Below are 21,523 nucleotides of genomic sequence, written 5' to 3'. Positions count from 1 at the left end.
GGAGCCCAAGCCCTTCACCTGGACCAAGACCGCCGACGAGATCCTCGAACGCCTCGCCAGATATCTGAATCGAATTCCCGACTCAGGACACTAGCCCCTGCTCGCGGTAGCGACTGCGCATCCGCTGAACCGTCTCCCCAGACTCGCCTGCCAGCCGATAGCCTGCAGCTCCGCCGCCCTGGCTGCCACCCGCTCCTCCATCGTGTGGCGGGTTTCGTCGTATACCGGACGAGGCAGAGCTGTGGGATCAGCATCCAGCGGCTTGCCGAACTCCACCTCGGTCACATGCCGTTCCCAGGCCACCGCCTTCTCCGATTCCCGGGCAGGAACGATGTCCAACAGCGCGAACGGCGGCATACGCCCCTGGTCGGCACTGTGGCCGATGAGTTCAAAGCCTTCCGAGGTCAGTAGATGTGACAACAACACCAGGCTCGTCGACCCGGCTTCGTCAAGGAGCCGCACCGTCATCCCGGGCAGGCCGACGGCCGTGTGCAGTCGGTCATCAAGGTGCACCCGATCCCCGACCCTCAACACTGCCCGTGCCCCCAGACGCGCGCTCACCGAGCCTCCGCCCGTGACACCAGCGTGGCATCCGACAGAGGTCTCGACAGATCCGCTGTCAGCCGTCCCGGCCAGAGCAGGGGGAACACCGTCGGCAACACCGCGATCGGATCACCGAGCAGGGTAGCCTGTGGCACCATCGGCGACGGACTCGAGAACAGGGCCAGCGACCGAGCCACGGGCCCGTCATCGGCCCCGTGCCGTGGATGCCGGTATCCCGCCGGCGGCGGACGTTCACTATCCGGACCGGACCCACCTCGCCGACGACGCGGTACCCCCATTCCACTGCCTCACAAGCAGCTCGCGCTGCTGCGAACTCGGCCACCGACCGTGCGTCGATCCTGTTCAGCGGCCGGCAGTCCACCACCAGCCCCCGCCCGTCCTCGAACCGAGCGACGTAGTCCGGAGCGTGAGAGACCCGCTTGCCCCGCTTGTGCTCCCGTGCCACCGGTGGTGATCTGACTGTCTTCGGTACCCCCGACCGCCTCGCCGCATTCGGCGGTGTCGCCCCGGTCCCTCGTGACTCCGGAAAGATCAGTGGGCACCTGCGGCGTCCTCACCGATACAGCCGTCACCTTCAGCGCGTCTTCCACACCTCGGCGTTGTTCAGCATCCGGCACTGCGAGGAGTCACGCCGGTATTACGACCGCAAACGCGCCGAGGGCAAGCACCACAGTCAGGCCGTGCTTGCCCTTGCCCGCCGCCGCGTCGACGTCCTTTGGGCCCTCCTGCGCGATGGGCGGCGCTACGAACCCATCCCGCCCATCGCTCTCGCGGCTTGACAAACAGCATGAGAAATCATCGGTATGTGCTGTTCGTAATCATCGACAAAGCCATGCACTGTCACCGCGGGGCCTGTCGACGTCGTCGCGGATCGGGTGGCGTCGTAATGCGCTTTCGTTGACGGTGTACTGCAGGGCTGGGGGCAGCCGACCGCCAAGTCGATGTGCTTCCGTACGTCGGTGTCACTGGACTGGGTGACGTCAGTTTGGAAGAGCGATCTTTGAGCTGCTCGGATGGGGCGGCACGCGAAGTGTCTCCTGATTGCCATACGCCAGTACGCCTCCGGAGTTGACTGTGAACGACGAAGACCCCGTGCTTGCCTCCACACCGCTGCCTGGCCTGGAGCGCTCGACCGTCACCCCTGCTGCGGCAGCGGAGATCCTGGAGCAGACCCGGCGGCACGGTTGTAATCCGCGCAAGTTGGATTCCTCGTACGCTGAGCGGCTTGCGCGTGACATGTCCAGCGGAAGCTGGGACGACTACAACCCGGATGTGCTGTCGTTGTGCGAGCACGGGGCGGCGCTGCAGGGGCAGCACCGCCTTGAAGCGGTGATTATCAGTCAGGTGCCGCGCAGCTTCCTCATTGCGCGGGACGTTCCCCATGCGGCGGCGACGATCATGGACTGCGGCAAAGCGCGCTCGGCGGCCACCGCGTTGTCAATCGTCGGCGTCGAACGACACAGCAAGGACATCTCCTCCACTGTCCGGCTGCTCCAACACTACGATGTCGAACGCGGCAAGATCCCGTGGTCTACCTGGCGGTCCGTCGTCTACACCAATGCCGAGATCGTGCGGTTCTTCCAGACCACATACAGGGACCTCGCAACTTTCCTGCCTCTGATGACCGCCCTGAAGAAGGGCCTGTCCTCTTCCCCGGCCGCTTCGCTCGCCTGCGCCTACCTGGTTCACCGAGACGGGGGGAGCACCCCGAGAGCCGACGATTTCTTCAAAGGGCTGGCCTCGGGTACCAACCTGGATGCGTCCGACCCCCGGTGGGTCACCATCCGCTACTTCCAAAGCCCCTCCCGCCCTCGCCGTGGCAACATGACCAGCGTTTATCACCTGGGGATCCTGATTAAGACGTGGAACCTATGGGCCACCGGCCAGACGTGGGAGCTCGTCTACTTTCGGCCCAGCCAGTGCATGCCCGATGTCGTCAACGTCATCGAGCCGCCCACGCCCGGTAGCAGAAGGACGGACGGGCCGCGCGTTGCCACACGCCGCCGGACCTCCGGACACAATCCTGGATCGGGCAGGAAGGCGGGCATTCAGGCGCACCTGCCGCTGGATGAAGGCCGCATGCCGGTATGAGGTCGGCAACTCATGGTCTGTGGGAGGCCGCTATCAGCGGGTGCACGGGCGTGCGCTTGGTCGGCGAGCGGCGCCGGCCGACGCCGGAAGGGTCCTGCTCTTACCGTTGCACGGTCTCCGATGTGTGGCACAAACCGTCACGAGAAGACGTCCCCGGGGGCGTGCGCCCGCAGGTGAGGCGGGTGCGGAAGCAGTACCGCCTGGCAACGCGGCCGCGGAGGGCTCTGTTGCGCCACCCGGTTTCACCTACCCACGCCACACGGCCGATCAGGGCAACAGTCGTTGATCTGTCTGTCCTGATGATGGAAGCGTGACGGGAGCCCCCTCGCATGAGGCTCCCGTCACTGCCCGTGCTCTCTCGGAAAGGATCCACACGGACATGACCCATGGTTGCAAAAGACCAGCCGCCTTGTGGCGGCGTAGGTGTCCCGGCGAACCCATCGCCCATACGGCGGACGTCTTGCCGTCGTGTGCCGACCCCGCCCACTGCCCATCGCCAGCGCACACGCCACTCAGAGCCGTCCGACGCAGCCCGCTGTTCCAACAGCGCACAATGCTCGTGTTGTTTGGGGCGTGCGCTCTCGCCAACAGCGTAGGCTTCGTCGTGGCGCTCACCGGCGGACAGCCTCTGTCCGCTCTGGCTGCAGGAGCCTGCACGTTCGGCGGAGCCTTTGCGTTCCTGCACGAACATACGGAGTGACAGCACCCAGGGGGTTTCGGCCCCCGCGCATCTAACGGGTGTCCGCCCGCCTTGCCTTCACCATCTTCGCTGCTCTCTGCGTCTTGGGGTAGCGGAGCCTTTGGCGGGCGGGCGGAGCCCGACTCCACATTCCTCAAGCCATGTGGTCAAGCGACGTGAGCTGGGAAGACACCGCGCGGATGCAAAGCATTACCACGGAAATCCCCTCATCGTCTTTATCCCGTAGTCAACCGGAGTCCGCCCGTGAACGACGAGAGCATGTCCGTCCTCGCACCTCTGCCCGAGCCGGTGCGCGAGACAATTACCCCTGCTGCGGCAGCGAAGATTCTGGAGCAGACCCGGCGTCACGGCTGCAATCCGCGCAAGTTGGATTCCTCGCACGCTGAGCGGCTTGCGCGTGACATGTCCAGCGGAAGCTGGGACGACTACAACCCGGATGTGCTGTCGTTGTGCGAGCACGGGGCGGCGCTCCAGGGGCAGCACCGTCTCGAAGCGGTGATCATCAGTCAGGTGCCGCGCAATTTCCTCATCGCACGGGACGTTCCCCACACGACAGCGACGATCATGGACTGCGGCAAGGCGCGCTCGGCGGCCACCGCGTTGTCAAGCGTCGGCGTCGAACGGCACGGCAAGAACATCTCCTCCACCGTCCGGCTGCTCCAGCTCTACGATGTCGAACGCGGAAACGTTGCTTGGCCGGCATGGCGGTCCGTCGTCTACACCAATGCCGAGATCGTGCGCTTCTTCCAAGACGCCTATTCAGACCTTCCCAACTTCCTGCCTCTCATGGCCGCGCTCAGGAGCGGGGTCTACTCCGCCCCCGCTGCATCACTGGCCTGCGCATACTTGGTCCACCGGGACGGCGGTAACACCCCGAAGGCCAACGACTTCTTCCAAGGGCTGATCTCCGGAGCGCACCTGGACACAACCGACCCCCGGTGGGTCGTTCGCCGCTACTTCCAAAACCCCGCCCGCCCCCGACGCGGCAACACCGTTAGTTCACTCCAGCTGGGACTGCTGCTCAAGACCTGGAACCTGTGGATCTCGGATGCGATGTGGGAGATCGCATACTTTCGACCCAACGAACGCATGCCCGACATCATCCGCACGCACTCCCGCTACGCAGACGCCGAAGCACAGCGTGAGGCGACGAGCCCAGCCGATGATGGAGGATCCGCTCCGACGAGCCGTCGCACCGCCGAGAAGATTCGGGTCCCCGGACAAAGCCTCAGCCTCGTGCGGGCGCACCTCTGAGCGGCAAGGACTGCAGGCGGTGCAGCCACCCAGATCCAAGCCCCAGCCAAACAGCCCGCCGCGGCTTGGCTGATGCAACCGGACGCCTCGGCGCGCACGCTGTGCACAAAGATGGGCTGCCTGCCTCGGCGTCCCAGCCCAGGACGGGTGGCGAACCCGGCGGAGCCGGCTGATCGCTGCGAAGTGACTGTGCGTCTCCGGAGGGCGGTCATCCGGTTCTCCTTCGTGGATACCCCGGCCTTCAGGGTGCGTTGAGTCTGTTTCTGGTAGCGGCCTCGTCCGCGTTGTTCGAGGAGTCTCTGGCGGATGAGTCGTTCCAGACGGGAGCGGGTGACGTTGGTCGAGGGCTCGTTGGTGAGCCGTTCGATCTGCTCGTGCGGACTGTTGGCTCGTTGGTCGGTCCCGTTGTGTTCAGTCTGCAGCAGCCGCAGGAGTTCGTGGACGTTCACGCGGCCAGTTCCATGTCGTCCCGCCAGGTGGGAGCAGGGGTGGTGAGGCGGGGAAGCATGCCGGCGGTGGAGGCCCAGTAGACGCGGGAGGCCGCGTTGTCGGGCCGGTGCTCGTAGTCGCGGGCGAGGCGCCGGTGCAGCGTAAGGGTGCCGTTGACCTGCTCAACCACCCACCGCTTCGGTTGCGGCACGAAGCCCTTGTCCTCGGCCTCGGGGTTTCGGCGGACCACCGCGGCGATGATGTCCTCCACCGCCCTGTGGATGATCACGGCGTCCTTGAAACCCTGGTCGACCAGGACCTTTCCCAGGTGCATCCCGTATCGTTCGGCCGCTTGGTCCAGCAGGGCGATGCCGGCCTCGTTGTCGTGCGCGCTCGCGACGAAAGTCACCACACCGGTGATTGGGCCCAGCACGTCGACGGCGAGGCGCCGCTCCTGCCGGGCGTCTTCTGGTGCGCGTCCAGTCCCGTCGTCTCCTTCGGCACCCCGGCCGCCACACGGACGGACTGGGTGTCGATGATCACCAGGGACGGGCCCCTGATCGCCCGGACCGCTCCCGCGCCTGGCAGCGCAGGATCTCCTGGATCCGCTGGTCAAGGCCGTCCCGGCGCCACAGGGCGAAGGAGAGAACACTGCCGACCAGGCCGGGAGAGCGTGTGACAGGAGCCGCCACTGACAGCCCGTCCGGTGCTGCAGCAGCGCGTTGACGAACTCACGCAGGCCCCAGGAGCACGAGTCCCCGGCCGCCGACCGTGCCACCCGCTCCTGCTTCCACGCAGTGACCAGCGGCTCGATCAACGCCCGTTGCCCGTCGGACAAGTCGGTGGCGTACGGCATCCGCCCCATCCCCGCAACCCCATCATGCACACGACATGCCCCGAAAGAAGAACCGCCCGATCACTAACCAACCAGCGACACCACACCACCAGCAACGGGACTCAACACCCTCTCGGAGCGCGTACAGGCACGGTCTCTTCCCTCGCCGTTGCCAGGACTATCTCGTGCCTGCGTTGGTTCCCCCTGCCCTCGAACCGTTTCTCGACCTGCTGGGCTGCCCGGTGTGCCGCGCCCGTCTCCGACCCGGTCGGCGGCTCACTGTGCTGGCCGACGGTCCACGCGACATCGCACGTCAGGGCTGCATCAGCCTACTGACGGGCGTCTGCGCCACCAGCGGTGGCGACGCAGCCATGGTCCAGGCCCGAAACCGGTTCCTGTCCACTGGCAGGTACGCCCCCATCCGCCAGACCCTGACCCGTCTGACAGTCGACGCCCTGCCTGCTCAAGGCACGGTCGAGAACATCGGATGCGGCACCGCGACGTACTCTCCCCGAGCCAGGTGCAACAACCGGATCGGGTGCATTGCCGTCGGGGGAAGGTGGCCTGGGCGGGGTAGCTCGCTGTGCAGGTCGTCTGGGACCCGCTCACTTCACATCGCAGACCCGGTGGGAATTCGCAGAGGCCGGGAATGGACACTCGTCCTCACCGTCTGATCTCGTTGCGGGGCCTGGCGCGTCACTTTTGCTAGCGTCCGCTTGCAATAGTTAGCACGATGGCGCACCATCGGGGTATGGCATCACTCAACGTCGGCAACCTCGGCGAGTTCCTGCGGGAGCAGCGGCGGCATGCGCAGCTGAGCCTCCGGCAGCTCGCCGATGCCGCCGGGGTGTCCAACCCGTATCTCAGCCAGATCGAGCGCGGGCTGCGCAAGCCGAGCGCGGACATTCTGCAGCAGCTGGCCAAGGCGCTGCGGATCTCCGCGGAGACGCTCTACGTGCAGGCCGGGATCCTCGACGAGCGGAAGGTCGACGGGGTCGAGGTGCACAGCGCGATCCTCACCGACCCGTCGCTGACCGAGCAGCAGAAGCAGGTGCTGCTCCAGATCTACGAGTCCTTCCGCAAGGAGAACGGGTACGAGAGCGGGCGCGAGAGCGAGAGCTCGCGTACGGACGAATCCGCTCCGGACGCCCGAGAGGCCGACGGCGACCCGCACGCCACCTGAGCGACCGACCACCGATTCCAGGAGGAACCACGCCATGGCCATCACCGACGACCTCCGCAAGGCTGTGACCGACCCGACTCCGCTGTACGCCCTGGCCGGCGGGGTGGATCTCGTCGCCGAGAAGGCCAGGGAGATCCCGGGCCTGGTCGAGAAGATCCGCCAGGAGGCCCCGAAGCGGATCGAGGCCGTCCGCAACACCGACCCGAAGGTCGTGCAGGACCGCGTCACCAAGGAGGCGAAGGAAGCCCAGGAGCGCCTGACCCGGCTGCTGGGCTCGCTCGACGCCGACTTCAAGAAGCTCAGCCAGCAGGCGCAGGACGCCGCGCTGCAGGGTGTGGGCCTGGCGGCCGAGGCCGCCGTGAAGGTGCGCGAGGGCTACGACGAGCTGGCCGAGCGCGGTCGCGGCGCGGTGCAGACCTGGCGCAGCGAGACCGCCGAGGCGACCGAGGACCTCGCGGTCGCGATCGAGCCGGAGCCGAAGCAGGAGCCGGTGACGGAGCCCAAGGCCGAGGGTGAGACCGGCACCGAAGCGGACGACAAGTCCGCCGCGGCCAAGAAGCCCGCGCCCGCGAAGAAGACCACGGCGAAGAAGACCACGCCGCCCAGCGAGAACACGAAGTAGCGAGCAGGCGAAGTAACGCCCCGACGGGCAGGCGGGCCGGGCACGCAACGCGTGTCCGGCCCGTTCTCCGGGTACGGTGGGGCGTCGGCGGACCGAGTCGAACGGGTGGTGGAAGCGTGCTGATCTACGGGTTCCAGAACGTACTGGGCTGGGTGCAACTGGCTCTGAACGTGTACGCGGCCATCATGCTCGTCGACGCGGCCGTGCGCCGGGAGGACGCCTACCGGGCGGCCGGCAAGCAGACCAAGGGCATGTGGCTGATCTTCCTGGTGCTCGCCACCGCGCTGCTGTTCCTGCTGCCGCTGATGTCGTTCCTGCCGATCATCGGACTGATCGCCGTGATCGTCTACACGGTGGACGTGCGGCCCGCGCTCAAGGCGGTCACCGGCGGCCGGGGCCCGCGGCGCGGCGGGTCGAGTTCGGACGGGCCGTACGGGCCTTTCAACGGCGGCCGGTAGAAGGCGGCCGGCGGGAAGCAGTCGGCGGAAGGCAGGCGGCGGGAGTCGGCGGGAGGCGGCGGAGTTGGCGTGTCGGTCCCGGTACGCGCCCCGGACGCGTCAGTCCCGGTATGCCCCGGCCGCGTCAGTTCTGTACGCGCCCCCGGTCCAGCAGGAGTACGGCCACGTCGTCCGTCAGTTCGCCGCCGTTGAGGTCCCGCACCTCGGTGACGGCGGCGTCGAGCAGCGCCTCGCCCCGTAGCCCGTCCGCCATCTGACGGCCCACCAGCTCGGCCATGCCTTCCTGGCCGAGGCGCTGGTTGCCGTCGCCGATCCGGCCTTCGATCAGGCCGTCCGTGTACATCATCAGGCTCCAGGAGCCGCCCAGTACGACCTGGCGGCGCGGCCAGCGGGCGCCCGGCAGCAGGCCGAGCGCCGGGCCGCCGTCCTCGTACGGGAGCAGCCGCGGCGCCCCGCCCGACCTGGCGAGCAGCGGGGCGGGGTGGCCGGCCAGGCACACGCCGGCGTGCCGGCCGTCCGGGGCGATGTCCACCAGGCACAGCGTCGCGAAGATCTCGTCGTTGTCGCGCTCGTGCTCCAGGACCTTCTGGAGCGTGGACAGGAGTTCGTCGCCGCAGAGCCCGGCGAAGGTCAACGTGCGCCAGGCGATGCGCAGTTCGACGCCGAGCGCGGCCTCGTCGGGGCCGTGGCCGCAGACGTCGCCGATCATCGCGTGGACGGTGCCGTCGGCGGTGCGGACCGTGTCGTAGAAGTCGCCGCCGAGCAGCGCGCGGCTGCGGCCGGGGCGGTAGCGGGCCGCGAAGCGCAGGTCGGAGCCTTCCAGGAGCGGGGTGGGCAGCAGGCCGCGTTCCAGCCGGCGGTTCTCCTGGGCCAGCATCCGCGACTCGGTGAGCTGGCGCTGCGCGAGGTCGGCGCGCTTGCGCTCGACCGCGTACCGCACCGCCCGGCTCAGTACCGCGCCGTCCAGCTCGTCGCGGAAGAGGTAGTCCTGCGCGCCGACGCGTACCGCCTCGGCGGCCCGCTCGGCGTCGGCCTCGGCGGTCAGCGCGAGGACGGCGTGGGCGGGGGCCAGCCGCAGCACCGCGCGCAGGGTGCCCAGCTCGTCGCGGCCGCCGCTCTCCTCCGGCGCGTCCCGGTCGGCCCGCTCGTCCGGGGCGGCGGGCGCCAGGTCGAGCAGGATGCAGTGCACGTCGTCGGTGAGCAGCCGTTCCGCCTCGGTGAGGTTGCGGGCCGTGCGGACGCGGACCCGGCGCCCTTCCCCGTCCCGCATCTCGGGCACGGAGCTGGTGGGGTCCTCGCCGATGAGCAGCAGGGTCAGTCCGGCGTCGGCCTGGGCCGGCTCCGCCGTGCGCCCTGCCGGGTGCTCCGCACCGTCGCGTGCGTCGCCCGCCGGCGCTGCCTCGTGCGGCAGCACGGCCGTCCGCTGACGCGGTATGGGTACGGACATGCTCTGCTTCCTTCCCTCCCCCCGAGGGTGCGAGGGCCCGCCGAACGGCGCGCCACCGTGCCCGGTCCGCGCCGCCCGGCGGTCGTTCCGGACGGTGCGCCACCGGGCACCGAGAGGCGACCATAGCGGTAGCGCCGAGCGTTACGGAATGGTCAACGGCACACCGCCCGTGTCATATGCCGTCCGCCACAAAGCATTTGACCTGGGAAGGGAAGAATGCGGAATGACGAACATCACCTCGGCGGGCACCGGTCGGCGGTCTACCCGCAGTGACGAAAAGCACGCGCACAGCACGCTGCGTAGCCAGTCGGGGACGGTTCGGGGAGGGATCGGGCGCCCGGCGCGTATGAGCCGGGGCGCACGCGGCCCACGCCTGGCCCGCCCCGGCTCACCGCACCTTCCGGCCGGTCACTTGTCCGGCCGCACCACTCCGAGAATCGGCATCGACCCGGCTCCGGTGATCGTGATCTGCCGTCCGGGCCGCGGCGCGTGCACGATCGCGCCGTTTCCGATGTACATGCCGACATGGCTCGCGTCGCCGTAATAGATGATCAGGTCGCCGGGCCGCATGTCCTTGACGTCCACGCGCGGCAACTGGCGCCACTGTTCCTGTGACGTCCGCGGGATCGGGTGGCCGCCCGCCTGCCAGGCCCGCATCGTCAGCCCCGAGCAGTCGAACGTGTCCGGGCCCTCGGCGCCCCACACGTAATCCTTGCCGATCTGCGAAGTCGCGTACGCGATCGCTTTCTTGCCGTCCGCCGAGGCGTGCGCGGCGAGGTCTTTCAGAATTCCGGAATCGAGCCACTTCTGCTGTTCCTGGAGGGCCCGGGCGTCCTCCAGTTGCTTCAGCCGCTCCTTTTCCTCGGACTCCAGCTTCGATTCCAGCAGCTGCGCGGCCTCGATCTTCTTACGGATGTCGAGCTGTGCGGCCTCCTTCTTCTTGCGGTTCTCCTCAAGCCGCTCCCAGCGGTCGGTCGCGTCCTGTGAATAGCCTTCCAACACGGATTTGGTGCGTGCGAGTTCGTTGATGACGCTCTTGGCGGACTGCTGTCCCTTGCGCACCAGCGTGGCGTTGTCGAGGAAGCGCTCGGGGTCGTTGTTCAGCATCAGCCGGGCCTCGGGGGGAATGCCGCCGCCCCGGTACTGGGCGCTGGCCAGCGCGCCCGCCTGGCGCTTGAGCTCGTCCATCCGGCGCTGCGTCCGGTCGATGCCCTGCGCCAGCTTGACGATCTCTTTCTGCTGGAGGGCGACCTGTTCCTTCGCCGCGTTGTACGCCTCGGTGGCCTGCTCGGCCTTCCGGTACAGGCCGTCGATCTCCGCGCGCACTTCCTCCAGGCGCTTTTCGGACGCGGTCGGCCCGGGGTCGGCGTACGCGGCCGAGGCCGTGCCGCCGAGGATTCCCGTCACGCCCAGCACCACCGCCGTGGCGGCCACCACGCCGCCCCGCAGCCCCCGCAGTCCCCGTACGCCGCGTTTGCCGCACCCGTCACGATCACCCCGTCCTGCCCCCTGCCGCCCCACCAGCCACCTCCGGTCGTTCCGCACCGATTCGTGCACCTCTATAGGCGCGGATGCTGCCATACCGGCGGGTAATCCGACAGGGCGGCGCGGCGGATTCCGAGACATGTGCGAGCCGCCCCCATCCGACGGCCGAGGTTCACCTTGCGTTCACTCTCCTCCATCGGCGGCTTCACCTGATCTGCCTAATTTCGGCCGTACCGAGCGGCGCGCCACTCCTTCGGGGCAAGCGCGGCGCGGCATTGCTGGACCTCCGGGCCACCACCCCGGCGACCCTTGTTCCACCGCTTCGGCCGCCGCACAGTGACCACAAGGCCGCCCACCCGGCGGCCACCCTCGTCTCCACCCCGCACGCCGAAGAAGCGGCGCGCCCCAGGAAGGAACTCTCGACAGTGAAGCAGCAGCAGCGCAAGAACCGGGTTCGCGCCCTCGCCGTTGGCGCTCTCGCCGTCACCGGTGCCCTGGCCCTGACGGCGTGCGGCTCCGACGACACCAGCGGTGCGGGCGGGTCGGCCTCCGCGGCGAAGACCGGCAACATCAAGTGCGAGGGCAAGGGCAAGCTGCTCGCCTCCGGCTCGTCCGCGCAGAAGAACGCCATGGACGCCTGGGTGCAGGCCTACTCCAGCGCCTGCAAGGACACCGAGATCAACTACCAGCCCACCGGTTCCGGTGCCGGCATCACCACCTTCCTCCAGGGCCAGACCGCCTTCGCGGGCTCCGACTCGGCGCTCAAGCCCGAGGAGGTGGAGAAGTCCAAGAAGCTCTGCCAGGGCGGCCAGGCGATCAACCTGCCCATGGTCGGCGGCCCGATCGCGGTCGGCTACAACGTGCCCGGCGTGGACAGCCTCGTCCTGGACGCGGCGACCCTCGCCAAGATCTTCGACACGGAGATCACCAACTGGAACGACGCGGCGATCAAGAAGCTCAACCCCGACGCCAAGCTGCCGGACCTCAAGATCCAGGCGTTCCACCGCTCCGACGACTCCGGCACCACCGACAACTTCACCAAGTACCTCAAGGGCGCGGCGCCCGACGCCTGGAAGCACGAGCCGGCCAAGACCTGGGCGGGCAAGGGCGGCCAGGCAGCTTCCGGCTCGGCCGGCGTCTCCTCGCAGGTCAAGCAGACCAGCGGCGCCATCTCCTACTTCGAGCTGTCCTACGCGACGGCCGGCAAGCTCAACACGGTCAAGCTGAACACCGGCGCCAAGGACCCGGTCGAGGCCACCGTCGACAACGCCTCCAAGGCCATCGCCGAGGCCAAGCAGGTCGGCAAGGGCAGCGACCTGGCCCTGAAGCTGAACTACACCACCAAGGCCGAGGGCGCCTACCCGATCACCCTGGTGACGTACGAGATCGCCTGCGACAAGGGCAACAAGAAGGAGACCCTGCCCGCCACCAAGTCCTTCCTGACCTACATCGCCAGCAAGGACGGCCAGAACGTCCTGAAGGACCTGGGCTACGCGCCGCTGCCGACCGAGATCGCCGACAAGGTCCGCACGGCCGTCGCCGCGCTCTCCTGACCCACCGGGCGGCGGCCCGCGCGCCCCGCGCAGGCCGCCGCCCGTCCGGTGCACCGCCGCGCCAGGAGCCCCCGCCGGGCTCCGCAGACCGGAGAAACCATGAACTCAGCACCCTCGATACCCAGCGTTCCACCGCCATCCGCGCCGCCCGCCGCCCCGTTGGTGTCCGGCAAGGCGGTCCGCCCCGGCGACCGGATCTTCCTCGGTCTGTCCCGCGGCTCGGGCATCGCCCTCCTGGTGATCATGGCCGCCATCGCGACCTTCCTCACCATCCGTTCCGTGATCGCCATCTCCGGGGACCACGCGAGCTTTTTGACCTACTTCGAGTGGAACACCTCGGGGCCGGAGCCGAAGTTCGGCATCGCGGTCCTCGCCTTCGGCACCGTCGTCAGCTCGGTGATCGCGATGGCCATCGCGGTCCCGGTCGCGGTCGGCATCGCGCTGTTCATCTCGCACTACGCGCCCCGCAAGCTGGCCTCCCCGCTCGGCTACGTCATCGACCTGCTCGCCGCCGTGCCCAGCATCATCTACGGCCTGTGGGGCGCCCTGTTCCTCGTACCGCACCTGACCGGCCTCTTCAGCTGGCTGGACGACTACTTCGGCTGGACCGGGATCTTCTCCTACGCCGACGAGGCGCCCCGCGCCCTGTTCACCGTCGGCATCCTGCTGGCGATCATGATCCTGCCGATCGTCACCAGCGTCAGCCGCGAGGTCTTCCTCCAGGCGCCGAAGATGCACGAGGAGGCCGCCCTCGCGCTCGGCGCGACCCGCTGGGAGGTCATCCGTATGTCGGTGCTGCCGTTCGGCCGCTCCGGCGTCATCAGCGCCTCGATGCTGGGCCTGGGCCGCGCGCTCGGCGAGACGATGGCCGTGGCCACCGTGCTGTCCCCCAGCTTCCTGATCAACGTCAGCCTGCTGAACCCGGGCGGCGGCACCTTCGCGCAGAACATCGCCAGCAAGTTCAGCGAGGCCGACGAGTTCGGGCAGGACGCCCTGATCGCCTCCGGCCTCGTCCTCTTCGTCATCACACTGCTCGTCAACGGCGCGGCCCGCCTGATCATCGCCCGCCGCAAGGAGTACTCGGGGGCCAACGCATGAGTAACACGGTCACCGCGCGGCGCCCCGTCGCCGACGACGCGCCGCTCCCGGTCTCGCTCAAACAGCCCCGGCTGCCCCGCTGGGCCCCGGCGGCCATCGCCGTGGGCGCCGCCGCCGTGGGCTGCGGCATCGGCCTCGTGGCCGGCCTGGAGAGCCGTATCCAGTGGGGCCTGATCGCCGCGCTGCTGTTCATCCTCGGCACGTACGCGCTCGCCGCCGCCGTCGAAGGCACCCGGCAGGCCAAGGACCGCCTCGCCACCAGCCTCGTCTGGATCTGCTTCCTGCTCGCCGTGGTCCCGCTCGCCTCCCTCATCTGGGAGACCATCGCGCGCGGCCTCAAGGTCCTGGACGGCTACTTCCTCAGCCACTCCATGGGCACCCTGCCCGACGCGCTGCCCGGCGGCGGCATTTACCACGCGATCATCGGCACCCTCCAGCAGGTGGGCCTGGCGACCCTGATCGCCGCGCCGATCGGCCTGCTCACCGCGATCTACCTCGTCGAGTACGGGCGCGGCAGGCTCGCCAAGGCCGTCACCTTCTTCGTCGACGTCATGACCGGCATTCCCTCGATCGTGGCCGGCCTGTTCGTCCTGTCGGTGTGGATCCTGATCCTCGGCTTCGGCCCGTCCGGCTTCGCCGGCGCGATGGCCCTGGCGATCCTGATGATGCCGGTGGTCGTGCGCTCCACCGAGGAGATGCTCAAGCTGGTGCCGAACGAGCTGCGCGAGGCGTCGCTGGCGCTCGGCGTACCGAAGTGGCGCACCATCCTCAAGGTGGTCCTGCCGACCTCGATCGGCGGCATCACCACCGGCGTGATGCTGGCCATCGCCCGTATCACCGGTGAGACCGCGCCCGTGCTCCTGCTGGTCTGGGGCGCGAAGACGATCAACAACAACCCCTTCGAAGGCGCCCAGCAGTCGCTGCCGCTGTACGTGTTCCAGCAGTGGCAGCAGGGCTCCGACGCCTCGTACGACCGTGCGTGGGCCGCGGCGCTCGTCCTGATCGCCTTCGTCATGATCCTCAACCTGGTGGCCCGCGGCATCGCCCGCTGGAAGGCCCCCAAGACCGGCCGCTGACTCCCCCACAGCCTTAACGGCGTGGGGGCACCCCCAGCCACAGCCTCAACGGCGTGGGCTCCACGAAAGAAGCAGTGATTTCCATGGCCAAGCGAATCGACGTCAGCGGCCTCTCCGCCTACTACGGCAGCCACAAGGCCATCGACGACATCTCCATGACCGTCGAGCCCCGCTCGGTGACCGCCTTCATCGGCCCCTCCGGCTGCGGCAAGTCGACGTTCCTGCGCACCCTGAACCGGATGCACGAGGTCACCCCCGGCGGCCGCGTCGCGGGCAAGGTGATGCTGGACGACGAGAACCTGTACGGCAGCGGCGTGGACCCGGTGGCGGTACGCCGCACCATCGGCATGGTCTTCCAGCGCCCGAACCCGTTCCCCACCATGTCGATCTTCGACAACGTCGCGGCGGGCCTGCGCCTGAACGGCTCGTACAAGAAGTCCGAGCTGAGCGCGATCGTGGAGAAGTCCCTCAAGGGCGCCAACCTCTGGAACGAGGTCAAGGACCGGCTCAACAAGCCGGGCTCCGGCCTGTCCGGCGGCCAGCAGCAACGGTTGTGCATCGCCCGCGCCATCGCGGTCGAGCCGCAGGTCCTGCTGATGGACGAGCCGTGCTCGGCGCTCGACCCGATCTCCACCCTCGCCATCGAGGACCTGATCGGGGAGCTGAAGGAGCGCTTCACGATCGTCATCGTGACGCACAACATGCAGCAGGCGGCGCGTGTCTCGGACCGTACGGCCTTCTTCAACCTGGCGGCGGTCGGACAGCCCGGCAAGCTGGTCGAGATCGACGAGACCGAGCGGATCTTCTCCAACCCGTCGGTCCAGGCCACGGAGGACTACATCTCCGGCCGCTTCGGCTGAGCGCCTGCCCTCTGCGTCCTGCGGTGCTGCATGGCGGTGCCACCGCAAGGACGAGGGCCCGCCCTCCGGTGCCGGAGGGCGGGCCCACACGTACGCGCGGCCCGTGAGCCGCACACCGTCACGCGAACACGAGGTGGACGCACCAGTAGCACAGGGCGGCCACCGCCGCGCCGGCGGGCATGGTGATGAACCAGCCCATGACGATGTTCTTGGCGACGCCCCAGCGCACCGCCCGGGTGCCCTTGGTCGAGCCCACACCCATGATCGCCGAGGTGATCACGTGGGTGGTGGAGATCGGCGCGTGGAACATGAACGAGGCGGTGTACATGACGGACGCCGCGGTCGTCTCGGCCGCGAAGCCCTGCGGCGGGTCCAGCTCGATGATCCGCCGACCGAGCGTACGCATGATGCGCCAGCCGCCCGCGTACGTGCCCAGCGACAGGGTCAGCGCACAGGCGATCTTGACCCAGACCGGGATCGCGTCGCCCGCGGTCTGCACGTCCGCGATGACCAGCGCCATCACCACGATGCCCATGGTCTTCTGGGCGTCCTGGAGGCCGTGCCCGAGCGCCATGCCGGCCGCCGAGACCGTCTGCGCGATGCGGAAGCCCCGCTTCGCCTTGTGCGGGTTGGACTTCCGGAACAGCCACATGATCACGACCATCACGAGATAGCCGAGGACCAGGCCGATCACGGGCGAGAGGAACATCGGAACGACGATCTTCTCGATGACGCCCGACCAGTAGACGGTCGTACCGCCCGCCAGCGCCGCGCCCACCATGCCGCCGAAGAGCGCGTGCGAGGACGAGGACGGCAGCCCGAAGTACCAGGTCACCAGGTTCCAGACCACCGCGCCGACCAGGGCGGCGAAGAGGATGCCCATCCCCTTGGACCCTTCGGGCGTGGAGATCAGCCCCTCACTGACCGTCTTGGCGACCCCGCTGCCCAGGAAGGCGCCGGCGAGGTTCATCACCGCGGCCATCGCGAGCGCCGCCCGCGGGGTCAGGGCCCGCGTGGAGACCGAGGTCGCGATGGCGTTCGCGGAGTCGTGAAAGCCGTTCGTGTACGTAAATCCGAGCGCGACCCCGATGGTCACGATGAGCGCGAAGGTGTCCACCGGAGGTCAGGACTCCTTGACGGCGATCGTCTCGACCGTATTGGCGACATGCTCGAAGGCGTCGGCCGCCTCTTCCAGGATGTCCACGATCTGCTTGAGCTTGAGCACCTCGATGGCGTCGTACTTGCCGTTGAACAGGTGCGCGAGCAGCTTGCGGTGGATCTGGTCGGCCTGGTTCTCCAGACGGTTGACCTCGATCCAGTACTCGGTGAGGTTGGACATCGTCCGCAGGTTGGGCATGGCCTCGGCGGTCAGTTCCGCCGCCCGCGCCAGGACCTCGATCTGCTGCTCGACACCCTTGGGCAGCTCCTCGATGCTGTAGAGGACGACCAGGTCGACGGCCTCCTCCATGAAGTCCATGATGTCGTCGAGCTTCGAGGCGAGGTTGTAGATGTCCTCGCGGTCGAACGGCGTGATGAACGAGGAGTTCAGCTGGTGGAAGATCGCGTGGGTCGCGTCGTCCCCCGCGTGCTCCGCCGCCCGCATCCTCTCGGCGATCTCTGTCCGCGCGGAGGCGTCCGCCCCGAGCAGTTCCATCAGGAGCTTGGAGCCCGTGACGATGTTGTCCGCGGACGCGGCGAACATGTCGTAGAAGCTCGTCTCCCTGGGGGTCAGACGAAAGCGCACGTGAAATCCTCGGGGTGCATCGGATTCGGTCGAGATGATGCTAGGCGCATCATCCAGCCACAGCTAACCGGCATTCATTCAGTGTCGCCCATCGGGCAGCATGCTCTGCACGGGGTACCGCCCGAGCCGGCAAATTTCTGTACCATATACCCACTAGGGGTATATGAAACGCCTACGTACCACGGGAGATGGCCATGACGACCACGGACGCCGACACCAACGGCACCACCGCAGCCGCCGCGGCCTGCCACACCGGGACGCCGGAAACCGGCCCCCAGGGCAACCCGGACGCCGTCACCGATCACGATCTGGGCATCCACGGTTACGCGAAGCAAAAGGACGCACACATCAAGAGGCTGCGCCGGATCGAGGGCCAGATCCGCGGCCTCCAGCGCATGCTGGAAGAAGATGTGTATTGCATCGACATACTCACCCAGGTCTCGGCGAGCACGAAGGGTCTCCAGTCCTTCGGCCTCCAGCTCCTGGAGGAGCACCTGCGGCACTGCGTCGCCGACGCCGCCGTCAAGGGCCCCGAGGCCATCGACGAGAAGGTCAAGGAAGCCACCAGGGCGATCGAGCGGATGCTGCGCACCTGAGCGCTGCCGCCGGACGCACGGATGCCGGACGCACGGGTGCCACGCACCGCCACGCCCGGCGCCGCACCCCTGTCACCTGCGGTTTCCCGGCCCCGGGTCCGGTCGCACCCGGTCCGCGTCCACGTCCAGCACCTCGTCGATACGGTCCGAGCTGAGCCGATCCTCGCTCGCGGCCGCCGCCGCGATCATCAACTCACCAGTCAGGTCGATCTCGACGAGGGCTACGTGGTCCTGAACGGTAGCGTTGCGGTGTCCGGCCACGTACAACACCTCCTCCTTCGAGCGCCTCCCCACTCTCTGGTGGTTAACGCCCAGAGTAGGTACCGGCGCACGCTCCGCGCATGGCACGGATGGACCATTTCCGCCAGTTCGCACGGGCCGTGGTCACGTGCCCCGGACACGGTTCCCCCGCCCTGCCGCGACCTGCGGGCCGCGGGCCTCAGCCGTCCGTGGCCGCGACCTTGCCCGTGTAGATGTCCCGCTCGTCGGGCAGGCGGACCGGGACCGGCGCCCCGAACCCGTACAGCGTGGTGGTGGCGGTCACCGACGTACCGCCCGTCGTGCCGTTGGCGAAGCGGAAGCGCTGGCGCACCTTGCGCAGCCGCCCCGCGTCGTCCAGGTACGCGTCGAACGGCACCAGGTCGGTGGTGAAGCCTTTCTCCGCCGCGGTCAGCGCGGGCCGGTACGCGGCGGACGCCGCCCGCGCCGCGGCGCCGAGGTCCGTCGTACCGCGGAAGTGCCGGACCGGGACGCCGTCCAGCCGCTGCCTGCCCTCGTACGACACCTCCCGCACGCCGCGCAGCAGCTCGGCGGCGGCCATCGGGTCGGTCGCGCCGCCGGTGACCAGATTGCCGTCCGCCAGCGAGGCGGTGTCCACCCGCACCCACTTGCCGGCCGGGACGCCCGCCCCGCGGTTCTTCATGTAGAGCGCGCCGGGCGTGAGGATCTCGGTGATCGTGCGGCGCGCGCTCCGCCCGTCGCCGGTGTCCGGAAGCTGCACGCTCAGCTGCCCGGTCTGCTTGCGGTAGTCGTGCCCGCCCGCACCCTTGATGGCGACCCGGGTGCCGCCGCTGGCGGTCTCCAGGTCCGTGCGCACCCGGGAGGAGCCGGCCCTGACCAGCGCGTCGGCGCTGTCGCGCAGGGCGGCGGCGTAGTCCGTACGGCCGCCCGAGGACCCGGCGGCGGAGGGCCGGGCCCCCGGGGGCTGCCGGGCGCCCGGCGGGCGGGCCGGGTCGGTGAAGGGCGGCCCGGCCGCCGACCCGCCCACCGGGCCGTCTGCGAGGCGGCCGGCCGAGGTGTGGTCGTCGGCCGCCGCCCCGTTCGAGGAGCAGCCCGTCGTGAGCAGTCCGACCGCCAGGCCCACCCCGCACGCGACGGCCGCGACAGCGCCGCCTCGTCTGTCCTGCACCACCATCGCGTACGAGCCCCCTCGGCCGCTCTGCTCGTGAAGTTGCGGACCGGGATGTTCCGGATGTCCCGGACCAACACGACCCGTTTCGTTCAACGACCGTTCAGGGCGCTTCGTCACGCCCGTACACCCTGGGCGCGTAGCGTGGCCGTGTGCACGACCGAGCCTCCCAAGAGCCGACACGGCAGCCTTCGGGGCCGCCCGAACACCGGACCACCACCACCGAACGCGGGTCCTTCTGCCTCGCCCACTGCTCCTGCGGCTGGCGCGGACCGGCCCGGCGGGCCCGCTCCCAGGCCCGTACGGACGCGGAGAAGCACCACCTGACGGCCTGACGGGAACACGCGTACACACCCCGCCCCCGGGCGCGCCGTGCCGCCCGCCGATGCCCCTTTGGAACCTTCCCCGGCCCTCGTCCCATCTGGACAGGGGGAAGGCATCCACGGTTCGAGGGCCCCAAGGGGCCCCAAAAGGGGCAGTTCACGATGAAGCGGCGCACGATACTGGCGGCCGGCGGCGGACTCGCGGCCACCGCCGCCTGGACCACCGCCTGCGGCAGCAACGCCGGCCACGCCAACCCCTCCGGCTCCGGCGCGGCGTCCGGCGGCGTGGGCCTGAACTCCGCCTCGCAAACCGGTAAACCCCCGGCTGACAAGGCATCTTGGGACGCACTGCGCAAAAGCCTCGACGGCCAACTCATCCGCGCCGGCGAAGCCTCGTACGACACCGCCCGGCGCCTGTACAACACCCGCTACGACAACCTGAGGCCCGCGGCCGTCGCGTACGTGCGCCACCCGGCCGACATAGCCGAGTGCCTCTCCTTCGCCCGCCGCTACAACGCCCCCGTCGCGATACGCAACGGGGGTCATTCATATGCCGGTTGGTCCAGCGGCAACGGCAAGCTCATCGTCGACGTGTCCGCCCTGAACCAGGTCTCCGCACCGTCCGGCGGCATCACCCGCATCGGCGCCGGCGCCAAGCTCATCGAGGTCTACGAGGGCCTGGGCAAGCACAACGCCACCATCCCCGGCGGCTCCTGCCCCACCGTCGGCATCTCCGGCCTCACCCTCGGCGGCGGACACGGCGTCGCCTCCCGCGCGTACGGCCTGACCTGCGACAGCCTCGTCGGCGCCACCCTCGTCACCGCCGACGGCAAGACCCTCGAATGCGACGCCAAGCGCAACAGCGACCTCTTCTGGGCACTGCGCGGCGCCGGCAACGCGAACTTCGGCGTCGTCACCGAACTCCGCTTCCGCACTCACGCGGCACCCCGCTCGGTCATGGCCTACATGTCGTGGCCCTGGAGCAAGGCCACCGCCGTCCTGCGCTCCTGGCAGGAGTGGGGCCCCACCCAGCCGGACGACATATGGTCGTCCCTGCACCTGGACGCCCACCCCGGCGGCACACCGACCGTCTCCGTCGCCGCCTTCTCCCTCGGCTCCTACGGCGACCTCCAGAACGCCGTCGACAAGCTCGCCGACCGGGCGGGCGGCCCGGGGCCCGCCAAGACGGTGCGCCTCACGCCGACCTCGTACCTCGACGCGATGGAGTCGTACGCGGGCTGCTCCTCGAAGACCACCGAGCAGTGCCACCTGCCGGGCGCCGTCCCCGGGCGCAGCGCCTCCGGCGCCCTCGGCCGCGAGACCTACGCCGCCCGCTCCGACTTCTACGACCGCTCGCTGGACGCCGCCGGCATGCGCGCCCTGCTGGGCCAGATCGAGGCCGCCAGCCGCAAGGGCGTCGCGGGCAACGCGTCACTGACGGCGCTGGGCGGTGCGATCAACCGGGTCGGCCCCACGGACACCGCCTTCGTGCACCGGCGCTCCCGCTTCCTCGCCCAGTACCTCGCCTCCTGGAAGGCGGGCGGCACCAGCTCCGCGCAGAGCGCCTGGCTGACCAGCATCCACGGCGCGATGCGGCGCTACGCCTCGGGCGCGGCCTACCAGAACTACACGGACCCGGCCCTGACCGACTGGAAGAAGTCCTACTACGGGCCGGCCGTCGGCCGCCTCACCGAGCTCAAGCAGCAGTACGACCCGAACGGGCTGTTCAGGACGTTCCCGCAGGCCCTGTAGAAGCCGCAACAGCTGTGGCGGAGGCCCCGGACATGCGTCGGGGGA

General features: G+C 69.1%; 19 protein-coding genes and 2 pseudogenes. 13 read left to right on the top strand and 8 right to left on the bottom strand.

Translation table 11 applies throughout. From position 1 onward, the window contains the following. Window positions 1-90 precede the first annotated feature (90 nt). Window positions 91-561, bottom strand: a complete 471-nt coding sequence (locus ACH4OW_RS38805; RefSeq protein WP_398033569.1) for a hypothetical protein — start codon at window positions 559-561, stop codon at window positions 91-93. Between the two features lie 443 nt (window positions 562-1,004). On the opposite strand from ACH4OW_RS38805, the pseudogene ACH4OW_RS38800 reads away from it, so the two are divergent. From ACH4OW_RS38800 to ACH4OW_RS38790, 3 genes and pseudogenes are all read left to right on the top strand, one after another. Continuing rightward, a pseudogene (locus tag ACH4OW_RS38800) lies at window positions 1,005-1,343 on the top strand (transposase); the annotation flags it as partial. A gap of 295 nt (window positions 1,344-1,638) precedes the next feature. Further along, window positions 1,639-2,655, top strand: coding sequence for a hypothetical protein (locus tag ACH4OW_RS38795; protein WP_398033567.1), 1,017 nt, complete (start codon window positions 1,639-1,641; stop codon window positions 2,653-2,655). Window positions 2,656-3,598: 943 nt separating this feature from the next. Next, complete coding sequence (locus ACH4OW_RS38790; protein WP_398033564.1) at window positions 3,599-4,609, top strand: hypothetical protein; 1,011 nt, start codon at window positions 3,599-3,601, stop codon at window positions 4,607-4,609. 445 nt (window positions 4,610-5,054) lie between these two features. On the opposite strand, the pseudogene ACH4OW_RS38785 reads toward ACH4OW_RS38790, so the two are convergent. After that, window positions 5,055-5,903: pseudogene (locus ACH4OW_RS38785) on the bottom strand (IS5 family transposase). A 721-nt stretch (window positions 5,904-6,624) separates the two neighbouring features. Here ACH4OW_RS38785 and ACH4OW_RS38780 point away from each other — a divergent pair. The 3 genes from ACH4OW_RS38780 to ACH4OW_RS38770 all read left to right on the top strand — a co-directional run bounded on the left by ACH4OW_RS38780 (window position 6,625) and on the right by ACH4OW_RS38770 (window position 8,136). Then, the gene (locus tag ACH4OW_RS38780) at window positions 6,625-7,056 is read left to right on the top strand and encodes a helix-turn-helix domain-containing protein (protein ID WP_360125553.1); all 432 of its coding nucleotides are present in this window, start codon (window positions 6,625-6,627) and stop codon (window positions 7,054-7,056) included. A 34-nt stretch (window positions 7,057-7,090) separates the two neighbouring features. Continuing rightward, window positions 7,091-7,678 carry a hypothetical protein gene (locus ACH4OW_RS38775; RefSeq protein ID WP_398033562.1) on the top strand — a complete coding sequence of 196 codons (588 nt, stop codon included), beginning with the start codon at window positions 7,091-7,093 and terminating at the stop codon, window positions 7,676-7,678. A 116-nt stretch (window positions 7,679-7,794) separates the two neighbouring features. After that, on the top strand, window positions 7,795-8,136 hold the full coding sequence (locus ACH4OW_RS38770; protein ID WP_360125549.1) for a DUF2516 family protein: 342 nt from the start codon (window positions 7,795-7,797) through the stop codon (window positions 8,134-8,136). A 124-nt stretch (window positions 8,137-8,260) separates the two neighbouring features. Here the strand turns inward: ACH4OW_RS38770 and ACH4OW_RS38765 are convergent, their stop codons facing one another. Together ACH4OW_RS38765 and ACH4OW_RS38760 are read right to left on the bottom strand one after the other, a co-directional pair. After that, entirely contained in the window at window positions 8,261-9,583 is a 1,323-nt protein-coding gene (locus tag ACH4OW_RS38765) for a PP2C family protein-serine/threonine phosphatase (RefSeq protein WP_398033559.1), read from the bottom strand. 408 nt (window positions 9,584-9,991) lie between these two features. Further along, a complete protein-coding gene (locus tag ACH4OW_RS38760; RefSeq protein WP_398033556.1) occupies window positions 9,992-11,164 on the bottom strand; it encodes an NlpC/P60 family protein in 1,173 nt (390 codons plus the stop codon). Between the two features lie 329 nt (window positions 11,165-11,493). On the opposite strand from ACH4OW_RS38760, the gene pstS reads away from it, so the two are divergent. The 4 genes from pstS (at window position 11,494) to pstB (ending at window position 15,655) form a co-directional block, all read left to right on the top strand. Then, complete coding sequence (gene pstS / locus ACH4OW_RS38755) at window positions 11,494-12,621, top strand: phosphate ABC transporter substrate-binding protein PstS (RefSeq protein ID WP_360125545.1); 1,128 nt, start codon at window positions 11,494-11,496, stop codon at window positions 12,619-12,621. A gap of 99 nt (window positions 12,622-12,720) precedes the next feature. Further along, entirely contained in the window at window positions 12,721-13,719 is a 999-nt protein-coding gene (gene pstC / locus ACH4OW_RS38750) for a phosphate ABC transporter permease subunit PstC (protein ID WP_360140824.1), read from the top strand. Next, on the top strand, window positions 13,716-14,795 hold the full coding sequence (pstA, locus tag ACH4OW_RS38745; protein ID WP_398033552.1) for a phosphate ABC transporter permease PstA: 1,080 nt from the start codon (window positions 13,716-13,718) through the stop codon (window positions 14,793-14,795). The genes pstC and pstA overlap by 4 nt, the downstream gene beginning before the upstream one ends. Window positions 14,796-14,878: 83 nt before the next feature. After that, on the top strand, window positions 14,879-15,655 hold the full coding sequence (gene pstB / locus ACH4OW_RS38740) for a phosphate ABC transporter ATP-binding protein PstB (protein ID WP_360140830.1): 777 nt from the start codon (window positions 14,879-14,881) through the stop codon (window positions 15,653-15,655). Window positions 15,656-15,773: 118 nt separating this feature from the next. Here pstB and ACH4OW_RS38735 read toward each other — a convergent pair whose 3' ends face one another. Together ACH4OW_RS38735 and ACH4OW_RS38730 are read right to left on the bottom strand one after the other, a co-directional pair. Next, on the bottom strand, window positions 15,774-16,772 hold the full coding sequence (locus ACH4OW_RS38735; RefSeq protein WP_125054874.1) for an inorganic phosphate transporter: 999 nt from the start codon (window positions 16,770-16,772) through the stop codon (window positions 15,774-15,776). Between the two features lie 6 nt (window positions 16,773-16,778). Then, window positions 16,779-17,399 (bottom strand): DUF47 domain-containing protein, encoded by a 621-nt coding sequence (locus ACH4OW_RS38730; RefSeq protein WP_003983068.1) that lies wholly within the window; start codon window positions 17,397-17,399, stop codon window positions 16,779-16,781. Window positions 17,400-17,593: 194 nt separating this feature from the next. Here ACH4OW_RS38730 and ACH4OW_RS38725 point away from each other — a divergent pair, with 194 nt between their 5' ends. Next, the gene (locus ACH4OW_RS38725) at window positions 17,594-17,995 is read left to right on the top strand and encodes a metal-sensitive transcriptional regulator (RefSeq protein ID WP_360140837.1); all 402 of its coding nucleotides are present in this window, start codon (window positions 17,594-17,596) and stop codon (window positions 17,993-17,995) included. Between the two features lie 72 nt (window positions 17,996-18,067). Here ACH4OW_RS38725 and ACH4OW_RS38720 read toward each other — a convergent pair whose 3' ends face one another. Further along, window positions 18,068-18,265: a hypothetical protein gene (locus ACH4OW_RS38720; RefSeq protein ID WP_398033572.1), complete on the bottom strand. Its 198-nt coding sequence runs from the start codon at window positions 18,263-18,265 to the stop codon at window positions 18,068-18,070. A gap of 169 nt (window positions 18,266-18,434) precedes the next feature. Then, complete coding sequence (locus tag ACH4OW_RS38715; protein WP_398033548.1) at window positions 18,435-19,409, bottom strand: hypothetical protein; 975 nt, start codon at window positions 19,407-19,409, stop codon at window positions 18,435-18,437. Between the two features lie 146 nt (window positions 19,410-19,555). Between ACH4OW_RS38715 and ACH4OW_RS38710 the strand changes: the two genes are divergently transcribed. After that, on the top strand, window positions 19,556-19,738 hold the full coding sequence (locus tag ACH4OW_RS38710) for a hypothetical protein (protein WP_360140846.1): 183 nt from the start codon (window positions 19,556-19,558) through the stop codon (window positions 19,736-19,738). A gap of 150 nt (window positions 19,739-19,888) precedes the next feature. Continuing rightward, window positions 19,889-21,478 carry an FAD-binding oxidoreductase gene (locus ACH4OW_RS38705; protein ID WP_398033545.1) on the top strand — a complete coding sequence of 530 codons (1,590 nt, stop codon included), beginning with the start codon at window positions 19,889-19,891 and terminating at the stop codon, window positions 21,476-21,478. Window positions 21,479-21,523: the final 45 nt, after the last annotated feature.

This window comes from Streptomyces sp. NPDC017056 (assembly GCF_044332485.1).
In the GTDB taxonomy this organism is placed as follows: Bacteria; Actinomycetota; Actinomycetes; order Streptomycetales; family Streptomycetaceae; genus Streptomyces.
Note: the sequence above shows the minus strand (reverse complement) of the source record. Positions and strands in the feature narration are given on the sequence as shown.

Coding starts and splice junctions, on each gene's coding strand:
- ACH4OW_RS38780 (WP_360125553.1), top strand. CDS start 6,625: ATGGCATCACTCAACGTCGGCAACCTCGGCGAGTTCCTGCGGGAGCAG.
- ACH4OW_RS38775 (WP_398033562.1), top strand. CDS start 7,091: ATGGCCATCACCGACGACCTCCGCAAGGCTGTGACCGACCCGACTCCG.
- ACH4OW_RS38765 (WP_398033559.1), bottom strand. CDS start 9,583: ATGTCCGTACCCATACCGCGTCAGCGGACGGCCGTGCTGCCGCACGAG.
- ACH4OW_RS38760 (WP_398033556.1), bottom strand. CDS start 11,164: ATGGCAGCATCCGCGCCTATAGAGGTGCACGAATCGGTGCGGAACGAC.
- pstC (WP_360140824.1), top strand. CDS start 12,721: ATGAACTCAGCACCCTCGATACCCAGCGTTCCACCGCCATCCGCGCCG.
- pstA (WP_398033552.1), top strand. CDS start 13,716: ATGAGTAACACGGTCACCGCGCGGCGCCCCGTCGCCGACGACGCGCCG.
- pstB (WP_360140830.1), top strand. CDS start 14,879: ATGGCCAAGCGAATCGACGTCAGCGGCCTCTCCGCCTACTACGGCAGC.
- ACH4OW_RS38725 (WP_360140837.1), top strand. CDS start 17,594: ATGACGACCACGGACGCCGACACCAACGGCACCACCGCAGCCGCCGCG.
- ACH4OW_RS38715 (WP_398033548.1), bottom strand. CDS start 19,409: ATGGTGGTGCAGGACAGACGAGGCGGCGCTGTCGCGGCCGTCGCGTGC.
- ACH4OW_RS38705 (WP_398033545.1), top strand. CDS start 19,889: ATGAAGCGGCGCACGATACTGGCGGCCGGCGGCGGACTCGCGGCCACC.